Source organism: Enterococcus sp. C74 (assembly GCF_040887125.1).
Lineage (GTDB): Bacteria > Bacillota > Bacilli > Lactobacillales > Enterococcaceae > Enterococcus_B > Enterococcus_B hirae.
Genome location: NZ_JBFOFA010000004.1, coordinates 231,542 through 256,432, shown reverse-complemented (window position 1 = coordinate 256,432; position 24,891 = coordinate 231,542). Strand labels below are relative to the sequence as shown.

The window sequence follows — 24,891 nt, the reverse complement described above, 5'->3', positions numbered from 1 at the left end:
CAATCAAGTACAACATGCTTTTTGTGAAACTTTCGCTTTTCGTGAAACAAAAAACGAGGTAATCAAAGATTTTAAAAAGACTTTTAATAAACTTTTAGCGTACTTATTGAATTTTTCTTATAGTTTTTATTAACTTCTCCACAGATAAAAATTTTAGAAAAAGGAAAAACAATTCTCTCCTTTTAATTTCAAACAATTGAATACGTTCTAAAAAATTGAGAAGCAAAATTTGCCGACAGTATTTTTCTTTTCATCTACATTAATGCTGATTTACCAGTCGTCTGAACAAAAATAAACCGAAGATGCCCGAAAATAGTTACTCCTATTTTTGGACTTCTTCGGTTTATTTCTCAAAGCTAAACATCACTGTATCAACAAGGTGAACAAATGATTATTTTTTCTTTTTAGAAGCTTTTTCACGTGCATTTTTGTTTAAGATTTGTTTTCTTAAACGGATACTTTCCGGTGTTACTTCACAATATTCATCGTCATTCAAGAATTCTAACGATTCTTCTAACGTCAATTGTTTTGGTTTTTTGATAACAGATGTTTGGTCCTTGGTAGCAGAACGAACGTTAGTCATTTGTTTTGCCTTCGTGATGTTAACAGTCAAGTCATTGTCACGACTATTTTCACCAATGATCATGCCTTCATAAACTTCTGTACCTGGTTCAACAAAAACAGTTCCACGTTCTTCGATACTCATGATGGAATAAGTTGTTGCTTTTCCAGTATCAATTGATACTAACGCACCTTGGTGTCGTCCACCAATTTGACCTGGTAACATTGGTAGGTATTGATCAAATGTGTGGTTCATGATGCCGTAGCCGCGAGTCATTGAAAGAAATTCAGTTGAATAACCGATCAAGCCACGAGCTGGTGTTAAAAATGTTAGACGGATTTGTCCATTACCAGTATGGATCATGTCTTGCATTTCGCCTTTACGTAAGCTCAATGATTCGATTACGCTACCCATATATTCTTCAGGTGTGTCGATTTGAACACGTTCAAAAGGTTCACATTTCACGCCATCAATTTCTTTTTCGATAACTTCAGGACGCGATACTTGTAGTTCATAACCTTCACGACGCATGTTTTCGATCAAAATTGACAAATGAAGTTCTCCACGACCAGAAACAGTCCAAGCATCTGGAGAATTTGTTGGTTCAACACGCAATGAAACATCCGTTTGCAACTCAGCCATCAAGCGTTCTTCAATTTTACGAGCAGTGACATATTTTCCTTCACGGCCAGCAAATGGTGAATTATTCACTAAGAAAGTCATTTGCAGTGTTGGTTCGTCAATGTGTAGAATTGGCAGAGCATCTTGGTGGTCCACAGGTGTCACTGTTTCCCCAACGAAAATATCTTCCATTCCTGATACGGCAATTAGATCTCCAGCTTTTGCTTCGTCAATTTCTAAACGTTTCAAGCCGAAGAAACCAAATAATTTAGTTACACGGAATTTTTTAACTGAACCGTCTAATTTTAGTAAGGCAACTTGGTCCCCTACTTTGATCGTTCCACGGAAGACACGACCAATCCCGATACGTCCAACATAGTCGTTATAATCAAGCAATGATACTTGGAATTGTAATGGTTCATCGCTATTGTCTACTGGCGCAGGGATTTTTTCAACGATTGTATCAAAGATCGGTGCCATTGTTGGTTCTTGATCAGCTGGATCATCAGACAAGCTAGATGTTCCGTTTAATGCTGAAGCATAGATAACTGGGAAATCTAATTGATCATCATCTGCACCTAGTTCAATAAATAATTCTAATACTTCATCAACAACAAACTCAGGTCGTGCAGAAGGTTTATCAATTTTATTCACAACTACGATCGGTGTAATATGTTGTTCTAGCGCTTTTTTCAAAACAAAACGAGTTTGTGGCATCGTTCCTTCATAAGCATCAACTACTAAGACAACGCCGTCAACCATTTTCATGATTCGTTCAACTTCGCCACCAAAGTCCGCATGCCCAGGTGTATCCATGATATTGACACGAATCCCTTTATAATCAACTGCGGTATTTTTTGCTAAAATCGTGATTCCACGTTCTTTTTCTAAAGCATTTGAATCCATCGCACGTTCTTGTAATTGTGTGTGTGCGTCTAATGTATCTGATTGTTTCAATAATTCATCAACCAATGTGGTTTTTCCGTGGTCAACGTGGGCGATGATCGCTACGTTACGGATATCATTTCTATAGTTCAATGTAACTAACTCCTTCTCGGTTCTTTATGACAGTGCAATTTTACTCGACTGTTTATTATAGCAAACTTTTTTCATGAAATATAGTAAAATGTTTTCATTTTTTCGAGAAAATTAATATTTTAGCCATATTTTTCTTAATTATGCGGTTTTTTTTACTTATTTAGCGAATCAGCCGCAACAATAAGTGCCCGAATTTCATCATAGGCTTGAGGTGTAGCCGCAATATAATATTCTCTTCCTCGAAATTTTAGCTTTTCTCCTGAGATACCGCTATATTTCATTCCAAATTCAGCGAGTAAAACATTCCCTGCGCCATAGTCCCACGGGCTCAAATTTGCAATATAACCAATATGTTTCCCTTTTAAAAGTGCAATCATTTCTAGTCCTGCACATCCATAAATACGAACACCCATACTTTGTTCACCAATCGTTCGAACATTCCACCGGTTATGACTAAAAAGATAACCGTTCAAACCAATAAGTCCATCTTTTAAACGAAGGTCTTCTGGCTTAGTTAACGGATGGTTATTCATATAAACACCTAAATCTTTTCCACCCCAATACAGCGCTTCTTTCATCACGTCATAAATAAAACCAAGTTGTCCAACACCATCTTGATAAACGCCTAACATAATACAAAAATTCTCTTGTTCAAGTACGAAGTTCATGGTTCCATCAATTGGATCAATAACAAATACTTGCCCTTCAAAGCTTTCTAACTCACTGTAACCTTCTTCTTCTGCGAGAATCTTTGCTTCTGGATTATACGCCTGAATCTTTTCAATCAAAAAAGCTTGAACTTCACGATCCATATTGGTAACCAGATCTTTTCGATTGGTTTTTTGATCAACCTTCAACGTCTTGATTTGTACCCTACGGATTTTCTCAGCTGCTTCTTTAAGCCAAATTTTGATCTGATGGATCAGTTCTTGTTTATTCATGTTCTCACCCATTCATTTTTAGGATTTTTTTCTGATTCTTTTTTGCTGCTTGAACTGTTCGATACAATGAATAACCTGATACTTTTTCAAATTCTTTTCCTAATTTTTTTTCTTCTCCAATAGATGGAATAACCGTTTTGAATTGTTGGTATGATTTTAAAAACCGAGCATTATCGATGCCCTTTTCATTCGCTAACTCTAAATCCTCCCACATCTTCATCACAATGACCATTTCCTCGGTGGTCCAGTCTAAATCAAGCGGGTATTGATAATCTTGCATACTTCATTCTCCTATTTCCTATAGTCAAAATCAGTGTATCATAAGAATAAGTACATAACCAAATAGTTTCGATTTTCTAGTTTACATAATTAATTTATAGTTGAATAACTATTTTTTATCGCTAGCTAAGAAAAATAAGTAATAGTCTATAAAAATTCACACGTTCATACAAAGAACCGTCACTAACAAAATAGAGAAAATAAATTCTGTCGGTGACGTAGGTTTATTTATTAAGATAAGAGAAAAAGATCTAACATTTTTACTTTTCCTAAGGGATTTCATATGAAACTAACGTCCTTCATGTTCAGGTATGTTTAACGAGCTCATAGACGCTTCATTAGCAAAACTATGATTTATCCGATATTGTTCATTTATTTTAGTGGCAGTGTATGTTTCATCTTTTGAAATTAATTTAAACATCCCCTTCTGTAGCTCAGCAAATTTAGAATTCCCTTCATTTTCTAAAAAAATCTTATAGAACCAATTTTGAGAGGATAAAGACGAATTTTTAATATAATGACAATGTGGCAATGCTTTGACAACAACTTCAATAAGTACTTCTGTATCGACCTTAGGCCTATATGATTCATTATCCTTTCTACTTAAATAATGAAGTAAGGTGCTTTTAACATCTCGTTTAGTAATGATATTTCCTCCATTAACAGCTAGTTCATTGTATTTTTGAATCGTTTTGTTTAGTTCAAAATTTATTATATTATCGCTAAGTATCTCTTCTGATGATATAGTACTTGGAATCTCTGCTGCATTAATATACATCGTAAATTCAGACGAAGAAACATATTTTTCTAAATTTTCAGAAAAACTCTCCAAACTTATTGGATTTTCTAAAATTGCTTTGGGTAAAATTTCACTGAACTGAGATTGTTCAGAAATTCCTATTTTATTCATAATAATGCTTATTTCCCTATTGGCCTCTTCACTGAGAGGAACAACTTTACCAAACTCTGAATGTTCACTCAAAATTTTTTCAACGATACAATGATAGCTTGATTTTTCTAATAGCTCTGGTAAATAATCGTTTAATTTTTCCCATGGAAATCTTAGCTTTTCTTCTAATATTTGTTTCATACTTTTGGTACTAATCTTATTTGAATGTGCAAAAGTTTGAAGATCTTTGTCTGGCCTAAGTAAAAAAGATTTTGTTAGTTTATTATCTTCTTTATTCATCTGTTGACTACCTCCTACAAAATATTAATAATTGCTATCTATTTAGTTCTACATTAAGTATAGACTGAGAGATGCTCCGAGTATCAATTACATTTATTTTCTTATTATGAGATAAACCTTTATGTATCGCGTTCAATCGCTTTACTTCTATTCTTTTTTTTTCTCTTTGTTCGAATGCTTCTTTTTCTCTGCGATTATTTTCGCCTATTAGACGACTAAAATCAGGGAATGTCGTTTCTACAATATCATTCCCATTTTTATAATAATTGGCAATAATTTCCATTCTAGATTCTTTTTGGCATTCTATAAACAACGCACTGATGACACTTTTTCTAAAACCTTCATTTGCACATAATAATTCACTGCGTTGGAACCCTTTTCCTTCTCTTTTTAGCGCATCTAATAAAGAAGGACCTTCGATTTTATATTTTTCATATATAATATTTTCAATTTCAGCATACCTCAATGGTTCTCTCTCAAATAAATCTGTTAAATGAACATAATAATTGTATGCACTTTTCTCAAATATACGTTGGATTGTTCGATAGTCATTATGTCGATTCACATTGCCAACATTTGGATTTACATGAATTTTTTGTATTTGAGTAAACTTCATCTTTTTACCCCATTTCTTTTTTTACATAACTCTCTAACGTCCCTCTCAATACTTTTTACTTTTATATCATTTTTTATTTGTGGTTTGTAGAGCATCGCTCATCTGATTGATTTGAATTTTCTGTGTTGTAACCGAGATCTTATCATTCAAACTAGATAAGTGCGTGTGCAAATTGTTTTGATGTTTTCTCTTTTTTCTCCAATTTTCATATTCTATCACCGTAGTCTAAAATTATTGCCAATTAAGCTAGATAAGTTCATTAACTTTTTTATAAAAAAAGCTTATCATGAAATCGGTTGCAAGGGGGACCCTTTTATTTTTTTTTTTTTGAAAATTATGTTCATATTACAACACTGTATATGAAAAATTTTTAGTATAATGGAGTGTTGTAGGTTATTATGCGGAATTTTTTATAGCACTATTCAACAGCAAATGAATTCGTGGATCATTTACTTTCCCCATGAATTTCAGCTTATTGTTACCACAAAGAGATACCAACTAACTATGATTGAGAAAACGCTACTTTTTCCTAGTTACTACAAGAAATGCTGAAAGAACATACTTTAATGTGAAGCAAAAAACATCAAAACTAGTTGAAGTTACTAATTTTGATGTTTATTAGAAATCTTATTAGATTTGATAAAGAACTAAGAGCTATAATTATCTCGATTTCTCTTCTGTTTTTACACGTTGTTCTTCTGTATGAGATGCTACGAAACCCTTCTGCAAACGTTCTCTTATTGCCATTAAATCATGTTTTTCTTCTTTATCACAAAGTGTTTGACTAATATATTGACCAGTAATTTCAGCATTTTTATGCCCATTTTGATGGTATTTCTCATTCAATTGAATGAACGCCTGTTGTCTACATTCCTTCATTAATCTTGCTATCATAAAATCACGAATATTTTTCAATGGCGGATAAAATAATTCGCTGAAAGCAAGCCCTTTTCCTTCTCGCTTTAACAAAAGCAATAAAGAAATACCTTTAATTTCGTATTTATCCATAATGGTCTTTTCAATTTCAAAATACGCTAACGGATTTTTTTAAAAGAGATCTGATAGATGGTTGAAATGGTTCATTTGATTCTTTTTGATAATTTTCATAATATCGTTCCGTTGTGGAAGACGATTGATATCGTCTATATTAGGAGGTACCTGAGTGCCTTCTTCTCTTTGACTCATCATTTCCGACCTTTCTTTTTATTATATTTGACTTGATTCATTTTTATTGAATCTTTTTCTAACGAATAAATTCAAGTCATTATTATTGGCAATAAATCTCCATTCATTATTTTGGCTGCTGTATCTTTAGTATGTTTCGTTAATAAATAAGTTTACTGTTTTTGTAAGATTCTGTTCAACAGCACTTGCTCAGATCATTTTATTCAATTATCAGAAACACTACCACTTATGTACAAACGTCTATACATCCACTCTCAGGCATTTCACTTATTTTCCATAATCAATTCCTTTTTAATACATTTATTGTTTCTCTATTTTAACATCGAATGTTCTAACAAATAATTCACTTTTTCTTCTTTTCAGAAAAAAATGTTCGATCAAAATCAAATTCTTGGTCTTTTTCTGAATAATTTTTTGTTTTATTTTTTTCTAAGGTTTATTCGATTTTACTAATGATTATCCTGTTAGAATTTTATTACGTCCTTCCGCCAAAAATTAAATTTGGACTCGTATCTTGTTTATGTTCTATCCTTATATTACTTTCTGTAGCCGTAATTTTAGCATTTCCAACACTCGTTGAAAAAGTTTGAAGTTCTTGTGATTTTATTTCTATTTCTTTTAGTAATAGATCATAATTTTTAATCCAATTATCCAACGTTTTCGGAACCAAACGATAGTATTTACATACTTGCTTTTTAGTCATTTTTTTATTCTTAAGTAAACGAACGCATGCTACTTTAACTTCAGCTAGACAAGACAACTTTCCTGGCAGTAGCTCCCTATTTTTTTATTCTTCGAGAGTTGTTATTATGTACTTATTTCTAAGTGCCTTATTGTATTTATTATCCCAATTTCTTAAATTCCCATCAGAAATGTTCAATTTGTCACACAATTCTTTCTGCGTTAATCGTTCACTTCTCCATAAAAGTACACAAGCTTCCTTAACCTTATTAGTACAATTCAGATTCTCCTCAGTTTTTTCCCTACTCCTCAACTCTTCGATAGTCGATATTATTTTATGAGTTAACTTCTCTTTTTTATCTAGTTGAACATAATCCACTTTAGGATATGTTTTATTGACTTTTTTTGGTAGAGCAAGCTCAAGAGAATGCGCCGTTTGAGAAATAGGCTGTTTATCAATTTGTTTGATTGCCTGAGCCACTGGGATGTTTTTGGAACTTTTCGTACGCTTATCTTGTATTTCCTTTTCTGTAAAGTCACTTATATTTCGATTATGAGGATCAGATTGTTCTTGATGTTCATTTGATTTCGCCTCATCAGATATTCGTATTCTTTTTGGTTCATATATATCACCTAACACTTTCACTGCTTGCTCTATCGTATAATTGCCATTTAACAGCGGATTATATAATTCGTCCCATCCTTGAAGATTAACTGATTCCTGCTCATCAAACATTTGTTTTCTTTTTGTGTGAACTGTATTGTCTGACACTTCCACTGTTTGAGCTATCGGAAGTTTATCCTTTAATATAGGGTTGAATAAATTGCCCGAGTCTTGGTGAAGCAAACGATGATCTTCATTTGCCTCGTTTAAATTATTCGAACCTTTTATTTCCTCATTCTCATCACCTACATGACAGCCCTCTTGAGGGATTACAATCGTTTCATTTTTCATAGGGGCACTCTCGTTTAGAGTAATTTAACATTAAGTTAGTAAATAACTACTTCTGCTAAAAAATCAAATAATTGATATCGAAATGTGTCGATCCAATTGCTTTTTTATTTTTCAGAAAAAAAGGTAAAAATAAGAAAAGGCATCTCGAAACCATTTAGAATGGATTTGACTGACCAAGTCATAAAAGGATTCAAGCTGTCTTATACTCAACTTATCAAAGATACCTTAAATACTCTAGACCTAACAATCTATAGCTAATAAAAAGGACAAAAAGGAATTTTTCTTCTTTCTGTCCTTTTTATTCTAAGATTTCTCTTTACCAACATTAGTTATAAAAAACCTAATTTTGATATTTATTAGCTAACCTTATCCGGCTGGACAAAGAGCTAAAAGCGATTGTCTCGATTCTCCTCTATTTTTACACTTTGTTCTTCTTTAGGATATTTTGCGAACTCCTTCTTCAGGTGTTTTCTTATCCCCACTAGATCACGTTTTTCTTCTTTATTGTCAGATGATATAAAGTATGGGTCTGTGATTTCAACAATTCTATGCCCATTTTGTTGGTATTTTTCATTCAATTGAATGAATGCCTGTTGTCTACATTCCTTCATCAATCCTTTTATCATAATCTCTCGAATATTTTTCAATGGTGGATAAAATAATTCGCTGGATGCCAGACCTTTTCCTTCCCTTTTTAACAAAACCAATAAAGAGATACCTTTAATATCCTGTTTATCCATCATTTTTTTTTCAATTTCAAAATAAATTAACGGTTTTTTTTCAAAGAGTTTTGATAGATGATTGAAATAGTTCATTTGATTCTTGTTGATGATTTTTCTAATATCGTCCCATTGAGAATGGCACCTGACATCTTTTGTATGAGGGTCAACATAAACCCCTTCTTCTCTTTTACTCATCATTCCCGACCTTTCTTTCTAACGTATCTGACTTGATTCATTGTATATAGATTTTTTCCAAAAAATAAAATTAAGTCATTCCCGTTGACAATAGAGCTCCATTTATTATTTTTGCTGCTAAATCTTTGTTGTATTCAATATTTATAAAACAAGTTTACCGTTTTTGTGAGTTTCTGTTTAATAACAACTTAACTATAGCTTTTGTCCAGCCGCTAAAAATACTATCAGGGACTTATAAACGTTCATATAATGCAATCTAAGGAATTTGACTTCTTTTCCATAATCATTTCCTTTTTTATTCATTTATTATTTATCTATTTTAACATCGAATGTTCTAACAAATAGTTTACTTTTTCTTCTTTTTAGAAAAAAATGTTCGACCAAGATTAATCCATTGGACTTGGTCAACATAATTTGTCGGTTTATTTTCATTGTATCTAATGTTCATTCCAATTTTACTTGTGATTAACTGGCTAGAATTTTATTGAATCCTTTGATTACCCGAGACTAAATTTGGACTCTTATTTTGCTCATTGGCTAACCTCGCATTATTGTCTGCTGCTGTAATTTTAGCATTCCCGACATTGGTTGAAAAAGTTTGGCGTTTTTGGGATGTTCTTTCTGAATTTTGGAGTAATCGGTCATAGTTCTTGATCCAGTTATAAACCGTTTTCGGATTCAAATGATAAATCTTACATAATTGCTTCACGGACATTTCTCGATTCTTATATAAAAGAACTAATTTTATTTTAACTTCATTCGTACAACACAGCTTTCCTGAATTTAGCTTCCTTTCTTTTAATTCTGTAAGAGTTGTTATTATATTCTTCTGCTGATTTCTATGTGCTTGATTGTATTTATCCATCCAAGCTCTTAAAACCCCATCAGTGATGTTCAATTTGTCACATAATTCAGTCTTAGTCTTTGAGCAACCTCTCCATAAAAGTACACAGGTCTCCTTCACTTTATCAGTACAATCCAGATACCCATCAGTTTGTTTGCTACTTATTAATTCTTCGATAGTCGATATTGATTCACGAGTTAATTTCCCCTCTGTATACTCTTTGAGCCAATTTAGAAAGGGAATATAGGGTAAATTTTTCTTATAACAAAAATAAGTGATAGAATTGTAAGAATGTTTAGAATTAAGATATAATTTAACATTTTCCAATTTGTATTCTTTCGGGAAAACTATTCTTTTATCCCTTGGATATCTTATTTCACTATTGGTTGACTCATCTGGAACAGCTTCTTTAAGCAACCCTTGAAATATATCTTCTGACAATTCCATTATGTCACAAAATGTCTCTATTTTGATGGTCGACTGAATGGATTGATACAGTTGGATATATTCTAAATAATCATTCTTAGTGTCTGATTGATTGGCTTTTTGTGGAAGAACTGGGTCAAGAGAGTGCCTCGTTTGAGGATTAAGCTGCTTATCGGTTTGTTTGGTTGTTTGACTTTCTAAGTGCTGTATACTATGTAGACCCTCAGATAAATGAGCAGTAGCTCTTTTTGGATGTCTTTCTTTGTCAAGCACCGTTTCCTGATTCTGATTCACTGGGGTGCTTTCTGAATTTTTCGTACTCTTGTCTTGTATGTTCTTTTGTGTAAATTCACTTGTGTCCCTATCATTATGTACGCTATGCGGATTCTGGAGATGTTTTTCTTCATCAATCGAAGATTCCGAATTTTGGCCCACTACAGAGTTCATTCGATTATTTTCCAGATCAAACATATTTCCAGTTTCTATTTCTTGTCCCTCTGTTTGTCCTTTCCTCTCCTCGGCTATCCTTTGCTCTTTTGTTTCATGATTAGAAAAAAGAGTATCGGCTAATTCTAATTCTTGACGAGTCAGAGGACCCAGTTCGAACACGTAGCGTACTAGGTCTTCTTCTGGACTGGGCTTATTGACCGATTCTCTTGTCGTTTGAGGTGGGAATTGTGAATCATTTATGGTGTCTCGCTCATTAAATAAATGGTTATTTGCGCCTTTTAGCCTTTTTGGATATCCCACGTTTTCGTCTGATCTAGGGTGCACTCGCTTATTTCCTGAATCAAACATATTGACATCTTTTATTCCTTGTTCCTCTATTTGCCCTATCCTTTGCTCCTTTGGTTCAAGATTAGAAAAAAGAGTATACGCCGCTTCTAATTCTTGAATAGTTGGAGGACCTTGGTTGATTATGTGACTTACTAGCTCCTCCTCCGGACTGGACTCATTAACCAGATGATTATCTTGTCCTAGCTCACCATATGACTGTTGCCCATTTCCATTGGAACCTATTACATTCTTTGTTATGTATCGTTGTTCCGTCCATTCATTTTCCATAGTAATCTCCTTTTCTAATTATTTATCTATTTTAATATCAAATTTTCTAGCAAATAGTTTATTCTTTTTCCTTTTTAGAAAAAAATGTTCGATCAAGATCCAACTATTGTTTTTTTTCAAAGTAATTGTTTAATTTATTTCAATTATATTTAACGTTCATTCCACTTTACCTATAATTAACTTATTAGAATTTTATTGGATCTTTTGATTACCCAAGAATAAATTTGGACTCTTATTTTGCTCATTGGCTAACCTCGCATTATTGTCTGCTGCTGTAATTTTAGCATTTTCGACATTCGTTGAAAAAGTTTGGCGTTCTTTTGAATCTTTTTCTGCACCATTAAGTAGTGGTTTATATTTATTGTACCAATTATAAAATGTTTTAACGTTCAAATGATACTTTTGACATATTCGTCCCTTGGTATTTTTTGTATCATTTAATAAAAGAATACATTCTTTTTTGACTTTCTCCGTACAACTCAAATACCTGAACTTTAAATCCCTATTTTCTAATTCTGAGAGAGTTGTTATTATTTTCTTCTGCTCATTTTCATGTGCCCGGTTGTACCTATCTTCCCAAGATCTTACAACCATATCATTGATGTTCAATTTGTTACTTAATTCAGTCTTAGTCATTGAGCAACCTCTCCATAAAAGTACACAGGCTTCCTTAACCTTAGCAGTACAATACAGATTTCTCCCATCTTGTTCCCTACTGATCAATTCTTCAATAGTCGATATTGATTGACGAGGTAATTCCCCCTTTTTATGTTCCCTTATCCAAGATCTAAAGGAATCATAGTCTAAATTGTTCTTATCACAAAACTGCCGTTTAGATTCGTAAGAATGTTGAGAATTGAGATATAAATTGATCTTTTCTAATTTATATTCTCTCGGTATAATTTCCCTTTTATTCTCTATATATCCTAATTCACTATTAGTTGACTCAGCTGGAACAGCTTCTTTAAGCAACTCTTGAAATGTATCTTGTGACAATTCCATTATGTCACAAAATGTCTCTATTTTGATGGTCGACTGAATAGATTGATATAGTTGAATATATTCTAAATAATTATTCTTAGTGACATTTTGTGGAAGAACAGGATCAAGAATATACCCCGTTTGAGGAATAGTCTGCTTATCCGTTTGTTTGGTTGTTTGATGCCCTAGGTTACTTTCTAAGTTTTGTATACTATGTAGATTCTCAGATAAATGAGCAGCAGCTCTTTTTGGATGTCTTTCTTCATCAAGCGCCGTTTCCTGATTCTGATTCACTGGGGTGTTTTCTGAATTTTTTATACTCTTATCCTGTTTCTTTTGTATAAACTCACCTATGCCCCTATCATTATGTATGTTATGCGGATTCTGGGGATGTTTTTCTTCATCAATCAGATATTCCTGATTCTGATCCTCTATAAAGTTTACTTGATTATTTTCCGAACCAGGCTGATTAACTGCTTTTCCTGCCATTGTTTGTTCCATTATAGGATATTCTACCTGTTGACTATTTGACGATTCATCGAATAATTTGTTCGATTCTTGACGTTCACTTAATTCCATTACATACTTCATTGGTTTTTTTCCTGAGTTTAATGTCTCATCAAATCTCATTAATATTTCCGTTATTTCTTCTGTCATGAGACTATCATTTGATAAATCTTCGAATAAATCATTATTAGATTGTTTTGGAAGTTCATTCGATCCGTTCACATAGTCCACTAGATTTTTTGCTGAGTCTAACGTCTCATCAACTTCCACTAACGCTTCCACTATTTCGTCTGTCGTGAGACTATCATTTGATGAATCATCGAATAAATCGTTATTAGATTGTTTTGGGAGTTCATTCGATCCGTTCACATAGTCCACTAGATTTTTTGCTGAGTCTAACGTCTCGTCAATTTCCATTAACGCTTCCACTATTTCTTCTGTCGTGAGACTATCATTTGATAAATCTTCGAATAAATCATTATTAGATTGTTTTGGAAGTTCATTCGATCCGTTCACATAGTCCACTAGATTTTTTGCTGAGTCTAACGTCTCGTCAAATTCCATTAATGCTTCCACTATTTCTTCTGTCGTGAGATTATGATTTGACAATTCATCGGATAAATTTGCTGACTTTTGAAAAAACGAACGTTCTTCATTGGACTCATTTGAATAGTCAAAATCAGATAAACTATCGAACAAGCTATTTTCAAATTCACCTTCTGTCTCTGATAAAATTGGATGTTCCTCTTGATTTTCTCTTAGATGACTTCCAGTTACTTGCACTTGTTTGCTATTGAAGATATGATTCTCACTACTTGTTGCTTCCTCCAATTTATTTAGTAAAGGAAGTGATGAAGAAAAGTTTTTATTTTGTTGAGAACCGATCCCTTGAAGTTTATCCTGTTGGTTCTCATCAATTAAATGCTCATTCTCTGTTGTATGTATTTGTTTGTTTATTTGTGATAGTTTGGGTGAATATTCTTCTACTTCATGAAGTACATGAGATTTCTTTGGCTTCTTTGGTTTCAATCTATCTTTATCAATTGAGGACACCGATAGTGAAAACTTTTCTGGGTCCTTATTTTCTTGCATCTTTCTTTTTCTACTTGAACTATCATTGTGATTGTATTTTTTTGACTGGCTGTCATGATCAACACTTTTTTGTTTTCTTAATGAAATGACTTTGTCCTCTAAAGGCCTTGGCTGAGCAGGATGTACCTGTTCCAGCTCATCTTTTAGAGGAACTTCTGAAATCAGCTCTTGTTGCTTCACTAACTCTTCCCTTTGCTCAAAACTATTTCTATCTAACTGTAAAATTTCATTTTCTGACGATGTTTTATATTGCATCTCTTCCTTCTGTTCTCTTACTTTCTTTATTTTCATCAAAATGGTTCTCGCTGATCCGTTAAATCTATTAACAAGTTTACTTACCCATAACTCTCCTGCTAAATATGCTTCGATATTTTGATTATTGCTCTCTTCCTTTTCTTTAGTTGTCTCATTCGTTAAGCTTTGCTGTTGCAGATTTTGCTCTTTTAGACTATGTGTTACATTTCCAATGGTTCTCTTTGATACTCCAAATCGCTCAGCAAGTCCTGCTATCAATGTATTTTCTGTTTTGTATGCTTCTATAATCCTTTCATTTCTCTTTTTAATTGAATTGTTAGGACCGCCAATTTCATTATTCTTTTCATTCTCATGACAGTCTCCTTGAAGTGTTTTAATCGTTTCTTTTCTCACAAAGTCAATCTCCTTTAAAGTGATTAAAAATTAATTAGTAAACAACTAGTTCCGCTAGTTAAATCATTGATATAAAAATATGCTGACCTGATTGCTTTTACCACATTTATTCTAACACCCTCTTTCAAAAAGCTTGACTTTCTTTTTTCTTTTTTCAGAAAAAGAGGTTTTGAAAAGACCACAAAAAAAACATCAAAGCTAGCAGTTTTTGCTAACTTTGATGTTTCATCGATCATGTATCAATTCAATTTGTCAAAAAGATGTTTTTAACCTGGCAACTATCGCCAGCATCCATATTTTTTTGGAAACAGTTCGGATAAAATATCCCAATTGCTAAATTAAATATGGATTGGTAAACCTAAAGCGAGTTCAGCAGCATCCATCGTAATTTCACCTAGCGATGGATGTGGATGGATCGTTAACGCAATATCTTCGGCATTCATTCCTGATTCAATGGCTAAAGCAAGCTCAGAAACCATATCACTAGCACCTACACCACCGATTTGCGCTCCAATGATGACATTGTCTTCATTGGTCGTCACTAAACGGATAAAACCTTCTGTTTTTGCAAGCGATAACGCCCGTCCATTTCCTGAAAACGGAAATTTATATGCAGTAGCTTCAATACCAGCTTCTTTTGCTTCTTTGATCGTCATCCCAACAGAAGCTAATTCTGGATCTGTAAAGGCAACCGCAGGCATTGCTTTATAGTCAACTGCTACTTTCTTACCTGAGATAGCTTCTGCAGCAATTTTTGCTTCATAACTTGCTTTATGCGCTAAAGCAGCACCTGGTACGATATCCCCAATTGCAAAAATGTTTGGCACGTTCGTACGCCCTTGTTGATCCACTGGAATCAATCCACGTTCACCGACTTCGACACCCGCTTGTTCTAATCCCATATCGTCAGTATTTGGACGACGGCCAACTGTTACCATAACATAATCTGCTGTCACTGTTTCTTCTTTACCGTCAACAGTATATTTGACTGTCACACTGTCCCCATTATCAACAGCTTCTTTCGCCATTGCATTGGTTACGATTGTCACACCTTTTTTCTTGAAGTCGTCTTCCACTAATTTCACCATATCTTTTTCATAGGTAGGTAAAATTTGAGGAGAACCTTCAAGAATCGTTACCTCAGCACCTAAGTTAGCATAGGCTCCACCTAATTCTGCTCCAATAACTCCGCCACCAATAATGACGAATTTTTTTGGTACTTCTTTTAGAGCTAAGCCGCCTGTTGAGTCAAGTACACGTCCGCCAAACTTGAATCCTGGGATTTCGATCGGACGGGAGCCAGTGGCAATGATTGCGTTATTGAAAGAATACGTTTGAGCAGAATCGGGATGGATCACACGCAATGTATGATCATCGACGAAGAATGCTTCGCCTTCGATTGTTTCTACCTTGTGTTTTTTCAATAAGAAGCCAACACCAGAAGTCAGTGTTTTCACTACTTTATTTTCTTTCCAGTCTTGTGTTTTTGCAAAATCAAGTGTGACATTTTCACTCGTGACACCGAATAAAGTTGAATCAAGAGATTCTTGATAATGATGTCCTGCAGCAATCAGCGCTTTTGAAGGAATACAACCAACGTTTAAACAAACACCACCGATGTATTCTCTTTCAATGATTGCCACTTTTTGTCCCATTTCAGCAGCACGGATGGCAGCAACATAGCCACCAGGTCCCGCACCGATTACAACTGTGTCTAATTCTACAGCAAAATCTCCAACTACCATTTGTTTATCATCCTTCCATCATCAATAACTCAGGATCAGCTAAAAGTCGTTTGATATTGTTCATTGCTTGTTGAGCTGTTGCTCCGTCTACGATACGGTGATCAAAGCTTAAGGAAAGTTTCATCACTCGTCCAACAACGATTTCACCTTCACCATTAACGATCGGTTGTTGTGCAATTGTTCCCACACCTAAAATTGCTACTTCAGGGTAGTTGATTACTGGTGTAAACCAGCCACCACCTACAGAACCAATATTACTGATCGTAATAGTGCCATTTCGCATATCTTCAGCTGCTAATTTACCTTCATGAGCTAGTTTTGCTTTTTCATTGATTTCATCCGCAATCGCAAACATCCCTTTACGGTCTGCATCTTTTACATTTGGTACATACAAGCCATGATCTGTATCAGTTGCGATTCCGATGTTATAGTAATTTTTATAAACGATTTCTTGGTTCGCATCATCAATTGACGCATTCAAAATAGGGAATTTCTTCACAGTAGCAGTTAATGCTTTTACCACGTATGGCAAGAAAGTCAATTTTGTCCCATTCGCAGCTGCCACTTCTTTAAATCTCTTACGATTATCCCAAAGTTTAGAAACCTCTACTTCGTCATGTAAAGTAACATGTGGCGCTGTTTGCTTGCTATTGACCATTGCTTTAGCAATCGCTTTACGTGTCGGTGTCATTGCTACACGTTCTTCTAATTCGCCTAAATTAGATTTGAACGCTTTTGCTGGTGTTGCTGGCTTGCTTTCAGCTTTCGCTTCAACCGCTTTTTCTGTCGCAGGTGCAGCTGGTTCAGCTGATGCTGTTTGACTCGCATGCCCTCCTGATAGATAACTTTCAATATCTTCTTTTGTCACACGTCCACCTTTACCAGTTGCAGTGACTTGTGTGATATCCACATCTTTTTCACGAGCAAATTGTCGAACTGATGGCATAGCCAAAACACGTTTGTTAGGATCAGCTGCCTCAGCTACTGATGCTGAACCAGAAGTTTCTACTTTAGCATCAGTTGATTCAGCTGTTTTTTCTGATGTAGTAGAAGGCGCACTATTATGTCCTGGTGCATCGATTTCTACTAATACATCACCAACAGTTGCAACTGTTCCTTCTGATACCAAGATGTTTTTAACCGTTCCAGTCACTGGCGACGGGATTTCTTCTACCGATTTATCGTTTTGTACTTCTAACAATGTGTCATCTTCATTGATGGTATCGCCTGGTTTCACAAACCATTTAACGATTTCACCTTCTGCGATTCCTTCACCAATATCGGGTAATTTAAATTCAAAGACCCCACCATCGGCACTAGCTTCAGTTGGTTCAGCAGCTGGATGTTCAGGTGTTTGCTCTTTCGCTGCTACTCCAGCATCGCCACTTGTTTCATTGTCTTCATGTCCTGGTGCATCGATTTCTACCAGTACATCGCCAACATTCGCGACTGTTCCTTCAGGTACGATGACGTTTTTCACTGTCCCAGTAACTGGGGATGGAATTTCTTCTACTGATTTATCATTTTGAACTTCTAATAACGTATCATCCTCATTGATGGTATCGCCTGGCTTGACAAACCATTTGACGATTTCGCCTTCTGCGATTCCTTCACCAATGTCAGGTAATTTAAATTGGTATGCCATGATTTACTTACGTCCCTTCTTATTTCTTAGAATTCTGCAATTTCTTTGACTTTTGCTTCAATATCAGCCGCATTTGGTAACCAGATGTTTTCAGCTTGTCCAAATGGAAAAACAGTATCTGGTGCTGCTACACGTCCAATTGGTGCTTCTAATGAAAGGATCGCACGTTCTGAGATTTCAGCAATCACTTGGGCACTTACACCTGCTTGTCGTTGCGCTTCTTGAACGACTACCACACGACCAGTTTTCTCAACTGATTGAATGATTGTGTCAATATCTAGCGGTGCGACTGTTCTTAGGTCAACGACTTCTACTGAAATATCCTCTTTCGCAAGATTGTCAGCTGCTTTGATCGCTTCACGAACCATTGCGCCATAGGTAATGATTGAAACGTCTGTTCCTTCACGAGTAATTGCCGCTTTGTCCAATGGTACTTCATAAGCTTCATCTGGAACTTCTTCACGGAATGAACGATAAAGTTTCATATGTTCCAAAAATACAACTGGGTCATTGCTGCGGATAGAAGAGATCAATAATCCTTTTGCATCATAAGGATTTGATGGAATGACTACGCGAATTCCTGGAGATTGAGCAATCAATCCTTCTAAGTTATCTGAATGAAGTTCTGGTGTGTGAACCCCACCACCAAATGGTGAACGAATCGTAATCGGTAGATTTCTAGTCCCACCCATTCGATATCTTGTACGTGCCATTTGTGCGACTACTTCATCCATGGCTTCAAAAATAAATCCAAAGAACTGAATTTCAGGTACTGGACGAAAACCTTCTAAAGCTAACCCAAAACTCATACCAGCAATCCCTGATTCAGCTAATGGGGTATCGAAAACGCGTTCTTCGCCAAATTTTTCTTGCAATCCTTCCGTTGCACGGAAAACTCCACCGTTTTTCCCAACATCTTCACCAAAAACGATTACGTTCTCATCATTTTCAAGTTCAAGTGCTAGGGCATCTGTGATTGCTTGAATCATTGTTTTTTGTGCCATGATTATTTCGACTCCTTCGCTTCATAGATTGCAATTTGCTCTTTAATTGATTGTGGTGCCACTTCAAACATATTTTTTAAGAAATCAGAAACTTTTTGTTTTGGAATCTTATCTGCTTCAGCAATCGCTGCTTTGATTTCCTCTTTTGTTTGTTCAATTACTTGTTCTTCTTTTTCTTCTGACCATAGACCTTTTTCTGTTAGGTAGTTACGGAAACGGATCAATGGATCTTTTTTCTGCCATTCGTCATCTGTTTCTTTTGAACGGTAACGAGTTGGGTCATCTCCTGATAAAGTATGCGGACCATAACGGTAAGTCAATGTCTCAATCAAGACTGGACCATTTCCGTTGATTGCCCAATCACGTGCCATTTTAGAGACTGTATAAACTGCTAATGGGTCCATACCGTCTACTTGGATCCCAGGAATCCCAGCTGCCACAGCTTTTTGCGCTAATGTTTTAGCAGCTGTTTGTTTTTCACGAGGTGTTGAGATCGCAAAGCCATTGTTTTGGATATAAAATACAGCATTTGCATGATAAGCTCCAGCAAAGTTGATTGCTTCATAGAAATCACCTTGAGAAGAGCCGCCGTCACCTGTATAAGTGAAGACCACATTTTTTTTGTTTCGTTTTTTCAATCCTAAAGCCACACCAGCTGCTTGGATGTACTGCGCACCAATAATGATTTGTGGTGGTAGAGCTTTCAATTCTTCTGGATAAAAATTCCCTGCCGCATGTCCTCGTGACCATAAGAAAGCTTGTGCTAAAGGCAATCCATGTTTTACTAATTGGGGAACATCACGGTAACCAGGAAGTAATACGTCTTCTTTTTCAAAAGCAAATGCACTTGCAAGTTGGCTAGCTTCTTGACCAGCTGTCGGTGCAAAGAATCCTAAACGTCCTTGACGGTTTAAAGCTGTTGAGCGTTGGTCTAATACACGAGACCAAACCATGCTAGTCATTAATTCTACTAATTGTTCATCTGATAAATCAGGAACAAGATCAGGGTTTACTACTTTACCATTTTGGTCAAGCGCTTGGTATACTGGAAAATCTGAATTGACTTCATCTAATAACGCATTAAAGTCTAGTGGTAATTTCTTTTTTGCCATTTGTACACATTCCTCTCTCATCATATAAGAAAATCTCATCTTTCTGCGATTGAAACAGATATATAAACTGTATCAATATCCAACCGTCTTCTTTTATAAATTATCATGGATCATTAAGAAATACAAGCTAAAAGCAAAAAAATTCACGTTTTTAAAAATTTGTAATAATCCGCTTAACCACGCAAATAGTGAACAACATCACAATCAAGAAAGCGGTTTACATATTTTGTACAAAATTAGTCCTGATTTTCTATCTACTCCTCTCTACTGTTATCATTGAATCCGCACATTGTTATACCTTATTCCAACAAACAGAAAAAATTTTTTATTAATTAGTGATTTTCTTTACAATCATCCCTCTTTTAATTTTCTACTATATGTGTATTTTTTTCAATTAAAAAGCAACAGCAAGGAATCTCCTTAACTGTTGCACATGAACCTGTTCTTTTGATCATGAATTAAACGGATAAACGTTTTGCTAATTTTGCCATTTCCGCTTGAAAAAATGGCAGCCTTTCTTCAGTTAAACGACTAAAATTGATACGCAACCCGTTGGTCTCTTCTCCAAACAAAAAACTTGGTGCAATGCCTAACCCTGAGCGGATCAATTCTTCCGCAATATCTCTTGTCAATTGCTGTCCTTTCCACGTAATCCACGCATAGTACCCACCATAAATGGGCCAGACTTCAAAAAAGTTTTGCGTTTTTTCCCATTCAACCAGCGTCAAACTTCTTTTGTATAATTCTTCCCTCACAATGGCGATCTTTGTGCTATAACTTTCTTCAAATACAGTCATCGCCACATTTTGGGGAAAGATGCTCATCGAAAATTCCATCATTTCCTGAGCTTTCGCTAAGCGGTCGATAAAGGAACGCAGCCCAACGATCCAACCTATCTTGGTCGTTTGTCCTAATACCCTAGATAATGAACCGACATATAAGACATTTTCCGGATCAATTGAATGGATCGCAGTTGGTTTATGCTTTTCACTATCATGAAAGGATAAGTCACTAAAAACGTCGTCTTCAATGATCGGTAATTGATAGTTGCGACAAAGGGTCACTAATGCTTCGCGACGTTTTTGGGACATCACTTTCCCTGTTGGATTTTGAAAGTTTGGATTGACTAAGACAGCTTTCAATTTATTTTTCTTGATCAACACTTCTAGCTTATCCAGCTCAATACCTTCGCTATCCATGGGTACACCAAATAGACGAATCCCTGTCGCTTTAAATAAGGACAAACGATAAAAAAACGAAGGCGCTTCTACCGCAATAGCATCACCACTAGATAAAATCGTCTGTAAAATTAGAAAAATAGCCTGTTGACCCCCACTCGTAACTAATAATTGCGTTTTAGTAAAATCAAAATAAAATTTTTCGATCAAGTAATTTTTTATTTTTGCTACTAATGGAAGATAACCTAGACAGGTGATTTGTTGCTCTTTTTCAATAATCTCATTCATTGAGTATGCTGGAAATTGAACGTTTGGTAATAAGTCTGTAGGCATCTCGCTCGAAAATAAATCGAGAAAATAAGGGTTCAGTTTTCCTACTTCGATCATTTTTTCATAACTATCATCGATTTGTTCATAGCGTTGAGAAAATAATTCGCGCCAATTCACTCTCGGGACAGAATACCGCCCCCATTCGGTTTGATTCACAAAGCGTCCACTGCCTCGGCGACTGATAAGAACGCCAAGATCTCGTAATTCATCCAACGCTCGAACCACAGTGGTGCGATTTGTTTGAAAAATAACTGCCAATTTCCTTTCAGAGGGCAAGGGTACGTTGGGATCTAAATTCCCATTTTCAATATTTTTCATCACCTGATCCATAATTTGTCGATAAATTGGTCTTTGTTTCTTATCTATGACTTCCCACATGTTCTTCTCCATTCCTCTTTCTTCTACTGCCTATTTTATCTTATAAAAAAGGGATCGAAAAGCAAAGAAAAAGCAAAGTATGACACGAGAGCATCTACTTTGCTTTTTAATAGCTATTAAATCGTATCTCCGTTAAAAATGGAGTTTTTAACAATCACATAATCAACTTTGCGAATAGCTTCAATATCTTTCCCACCCGCGTAAGAAATAGAAGATTGTAAATCTTGTTGCATTTCAACCAACGTGTCTTTCAAAGACCCTTTATGTTGGATCCAAATTTTCTTACCTTCTACATTTTTCTTTTCACCTTTTTGAAACTCGGAGGCAGAGCCGAAGTATTCTTTGTACACTACGCCATTTTCCACCATTGTCTCACCAGGCGATTCTTCATGTCCGGCAAATAGCGAACCGATCATAACCATTGTTGCGCCAAAACGAACGGATTTTGCAATATCACCATGGGTACGAATACCCCCATCAGCAATAATCGGTTTTCTGGCAGCTTTCGCACACCATCTTAAGGCAGCAAGTTGCCAACCACCGGTACCAAAACCGGTTTTGATTTTTGTGATACAAACTTTACCAGGTCCAATTCCAACCTTTGTTGCATCAGCTCCGGCATTTTCTAATTCCCGAACAGCTTCTGGTGTACCAACGTTTCCTGCAATAACGAACGTTTCTGGTAAATGTTTTTTGATATGTTGGATCATTTCAATCACCGCATTTGAATGACCGTGCGCAATATCAATCGTGATATAATCAGGAACTAAATTTAACTGTGCTAATTCTTCAACAAATGAATATTCTTCTTGTTTTACGCCAACACTGATTGAAGTAATCAATTGTTGCTCCTTCATTTTTTGCACAAAGGGGATTCTTGCTGCTTCATCAAATCGATGCATAATATAGAAGTAACCATTTTCTGCTAAAAATTGTGCAATTGACTCATCGATGATCGTTTGCATATTCGCAGGGACAACAGGCATTTTAAAAGTATGCTTTCCTAGTGTCACTGTCGTGTTACATTCTGAACGGCTACTTACAATACATTTATTAGGAATGAGTTGAATATCTTCGTAATCAAACACTTTCATGGACATGATCCTCCTGATGTTCGAATTCAGTAAAACACGAACATTATTTGCTTTTTGGGTGTTTATTTTTAGCACCTTATGTAATTTACCGTATTTAAACTAAAAAATCAAGGGGAATATAAACAAAAAAATAAAAACTCCTTAATCTGAAATAACACTGTCTAGCCATCAAACTTTTCGACAAATAAACAATCAGCTGTTTGTCGCTTATAGCTACTCAATCTCTACCAGGTGGTACATTCTTTTGTTGATTTCCAGCTTCTTTTGATTGGTTTGTTTTCTCTTGATTGTTTTCATTCAGAGTTCCGGGTTGAACGATTGCTTTTTTAGCGTCAGAAATAATATTAGTCAATCTGTTATAAACCCGTTTTTGACCGTTAGGGTTTTCTTTATCTTTAGATAACTTTGTTTGCGCAATGTTCGAACTTTTTTCTAGCTCTTTTTCTCTATCCTTTTTGAATTTCTCCATACCAGCAAGTACTTTAGGGCTAAAATAGCTTTGCGCTATTTCTTGGATCATTCCAAGTAGAGCTCTATTAGGTTTATTTAATTTTGCAGATTTCGTTTTATTTATTGCGTGTGTCATTACTCCAAGACTATAGCGTTGGGGGTCTAGTTTTAGATTGCCTTTCGCTTCTTTACCATCACTGACATTTTCATACGCTGCTCTATGAGCGTTTAGCTCACTTTCTGGCATTGACGAATTATTGTCCCATTTATTTAGATATCCCATTTTACTCCCCTTTTCGTAGATTCTTAGTGACGTTCCTCGCATCAATATATGTAGAAGTCATTAGCGAACAAGCAACTAATGACTGTTTCATTCAATGTTTTTTCATGTCTATGGTAGGATATTGCCAGCTTCGCGATACAGCGCATACCAGTCTTCACGACTCAGTTCAACGTCTGATGCTTGTGCAATTTCCTTGATTCGCCCTACATTCATCGTTCCTGCAATCACTTGGATATTCGCAGGATGGCGTAAAATCCAAGCTGAAGCTAAACCTGTTGGTGTTGTATGATATTTGTCAGCAAGTTCTGCTAATTTTTGATTCAATTTAGGAAACTTTTCGTTACCGATAAATACCCCTTCAAAAAAACCATATTGATAAGGCGACCATGCTTGGATCGTCATTTCATTCAAACGTGAATAATCCAAGACACTACCATCGTGGTCAACGCTAGCTTCATCTGTCATATTCACATGGATCCCTTGATCAATCATTCCAGAATGTTTCAATCCAAATTGCAATTGGTTGATCAACAAAGGTTGTTTGACGTATTTCTTTAGCAATTCGACTTGCATTGGTTTCTGATTACTTACACCGAAATAACGTACTTTACCTGACTTTTCTAATTCATCGAATGCCTCTGCCACTTCCTCAGGTTCAACTAAGGTATCAGGACGATGTAATAGCAACGCATCAACATAATCCATTTTTAACCGTTTGAGACTACCTTCCACTGATTCAATGATGTGCTTTTTGGAAAAGTCAAACATCACACCAGGAACAATCCCACATTTTGTTTGAACAAATAGCTCTTCTCTCTTTATTGAAGTTTTTGCTAGTGCACTAGCAAAGATGGTTTCACATTCTCCACCACCATAGATATCCGCATGGTCAAAAAAATTGATACCGTTATCAAAAGCAGTTTCAATAATACGTTCTGGATGTTCAGCGCCATTAATCCTCATACATCCGAGAATGACCGACGACACCTTTTGATTTGAAGTTCCCAATTGAATCTGTTTCATTAAAATCATTCCTTTCTTTCCCATTAGATTTTAACACATTTACTTCAAAAAGGGGGCAAAAAGAGGCATGCCACTTTTTTCTCAAAAAAGAAAAAAATGTTA

The 24,891-nt window shown here is 35.4% G+C and carries 20 protein-coding genes; all 20 read right to left on the bottom strand.

From position 1 onward, the window contains the following. Positions 1–391: 391 nt before the first annotated feature. The 20 genes from typA to AB3H93_RS07460 all read right to left on the bottom strand — a co-directional run bounded on the left by typA (position 392) and on the right by AB3H93_RS07460 (position 24,789). On the bottom strand, positions 392–2,221 hold the full coding sequence (gene typA, locus AB3H93_RS07555; protein WP_010737451.1) for a translational GTPase TypA: 1,830 nt from the start codon (positions 2,219–2,221) through the stop codon (positions 392–394). A 152-nt stretch (positions 2,222–2,373) separates the two neighbouring features. Further along, positions 2,374–3,162, bottom strand: coding sequence for an inositol monophosphatase family protein (locus tag AB3H93_RS07550; RefSeq protein WP_228011847.1), 789 nt, complete (start codon positions 3,160–3,162; stop codon positions 2,374–2,376). A 4-nt stretch (positions 3,163–3,166) separates the two neighbouring features. Beyond that, positions 3,167–3,442 (bottom strand): UPF0223 family protein, encoded by a 276-nt coding sequence (locus AB3H93_RS07545; protein ID WP_010719359.1) that lies wholly within the window; start codon positions 3,440–3,442, stop codon positions 3,167–3,169. 288 nt (positions 3,443–3,730) lie between these two features. Then, positions 3,731–4,630, bottom strand: coding sequence for a hypothetical protein (locus AB3H93_RS07540; RefSeq protein WP_053766379.1), 900 nt, complete (start codon positions 4,628–4,630; stop codon positions 3,731–3,733). 34 nt (positions 4,631–4,664) lie between these two features. Then, on the bottom strand, positions 4,665–5,246 hold the full coding sequence (locus tag AB3H93_RS07535; RefSeq protein WP_081129095.1) for a hypothetical protein: 582 nt from the start codon (positions 5,244–5,246) through the stop codon (positions 4,665–4,667). Between the two features lie 660 nt (positions 5,247–5,906). Next, positions 5,907–6,254: a hypothetical protein gene (locus AB3H93_RS07530; protein ID WP_179293202.1), complete on the bottom strand. Its 348-nt coding sequence runs from the start codon at positions 6,252–6,254 to the stop codon at positions 5,907–5,909. 652 nt (positions 6,255–6,906) lie between these two features. Further along, positions 6,907–7,134, bottom strand: a complete 228-nt coding sequence (locus AB3H93_RS07525) for a hypothetical protein (RefSeq protein ID WP_155467391.1) — start codon at positions 7,132–7,134, stop codon at positions 6,907–6,909. An 84-nt stretch (positions 7,135–7,218) separates the two neighbouring features. After that, complete coding sequence (locus AB3H93_RS07520) at positions 7,219–8,067, bottom strand: hypothetical protein (protein ID WP_053766383.1); 849 nt, start codon at positions 8,065–8,067, stop codon at positions 7,219–7,221. 386 nt (positions 8,068–8,453) lie between these two features. Then, positions 8,454–8,987, bottom strand: a complete 534-nt coding sequence (locus tag AB3H93_RS07515) for a hypothetical protein (RefSeq protein ID WP_053766384.1) — start codon at positions 8,985–8,987, stop codon at positions 8,454–8,456. A 478-nt stretch (positions 8,988–9,465) separates the two neighbouring features. Then, complete coding sequence (locus AB3H93_RS07510; protein WP_368020380.1) at positions 9,466–11,319, bottom strand: helix-turn-helix domain-containing protein; 1,854 nt, start codon at positions 11,317–11,319, stop codon at positions 9,466–9,468. A 192-nt stretch (positions 11,320–11,511) separates the two neighbouring features. Further along, on the bottom strand, positions 11,512–14,547 hold the full coding sequence (locus AB3H93_RS07505; protein WP_368020379.1) for a hypothetical protein: 3,036 nt from the start codon (positions 14,545–14,547) through the stop codon (positions 11,512–11,514). Between the two features lie 23 nt (positions 14,548–14,570). Further along, complete coding sequence (locus AB3H93_RS07500; RefSeq protein WP_034700380.1) at positions 14,571–14,783, bottom strand: hypothetical protein; 213 nt, start codon at positions 14,781–14,783, stop codon at positions 14,571–14,573. A 102-nt stretch (positions 14,784–14,885) separates the two neighbouring features. After that, entirely contained in the window at positions 14,886–16,292 is a 1,407-nt protein-coding gene (gene lpdA / locus AB3H93_RS07495) for a dihydrolipoyl dehydrogenase (protein ID WP_010719369.1), read from the bottom strand. Between the two features lie 7 nt (positions 16,293–16,299). After that, positions 16,300–17,937, bottom strand: coding sequence for a dihydrolipoyllysine-residue acetyltransferase (locus AB3H93_RS07490; RefSeq protein ID WP_010719370.1), 1,638 nt, complete (start codon positions 17,935–17,937; stop codon positions 16,300–16,302). 26 nt (positions 17,938–17,963) lie between these two features. Next, positions 17,964–18,941, bottom strand: a complete 978-nt coding sequence (locus AB3H93_RS07485) for an alpha-ketoacid dehydrogenase subunit beta (RefSeq protein WP_010737448.1) — start codon at positions 18,939–18,941, stop codon at positions 17,964–17,966. A 2-nt stretch (positions 18,942–18,943) separates the two neighbouring features. Then, positions 18,944–20,053 (bottom strand): pyruvate dehydrogenase (acetyl-transferring) E1 component subunit alpha, encoded by a 1,110-nt coding sequence (pdhA, locus tag AB3H93_RS07480; RefSeq protein ID WP_010719372.1) that lies wholly within the window; start codon positions 20,051–20,053, stop codon positions 18,944–18,946. Between the two features lie 458 nt (positions 20,054–20,511). Beyond that, a complete protein-coding gene (locus tag AB3H93_RS07475) occupies positions 20,512–21,939 on the bottom strand; it encodes a PLP-dependent aminotransferase family protein (protein WP_081204281.1) in 1,428 nt (475 codons plus the stop codon). Between the two features lie 116 nt (positions 21,940–22,055). Further along, positions 22,056–23,033, bottom strand: coding sequence for a GMP reductase (gene guaC / locus AB3H93_RS07470; protein ID WP_010719374.1), 978 nt, complete (start codon positions 23,031–23,033; stop codon positions 22,056–22,058). 217 nt (positions 23,034–23,250) lie between these two features. After that, positions 23,251–23,766, bottom strand: coding sequence for a hypothetical protein (locus AB3H93_RS07465; protein ID WP_368020378.1), 516 nt, complete (start codon positions 23,764–23,766; stop codon positions 23,251–23,253). A 108-nt stretch (positions 23,767–23,874) separates the two neighbouring features. Further along, positions 23,875–24,789, bottom strand: coding sequence for an aldo/keto reductase family oxidoreductase (locus AB3H93_RS07460; protein ID WP_368020397.1), 915 nt, complete (start codon positions 24,787–24,789; stop codon positions 23,875–23,877). Between the last annotated feature and the right edge of the window lie 102 nt (positions 24,790–24,891).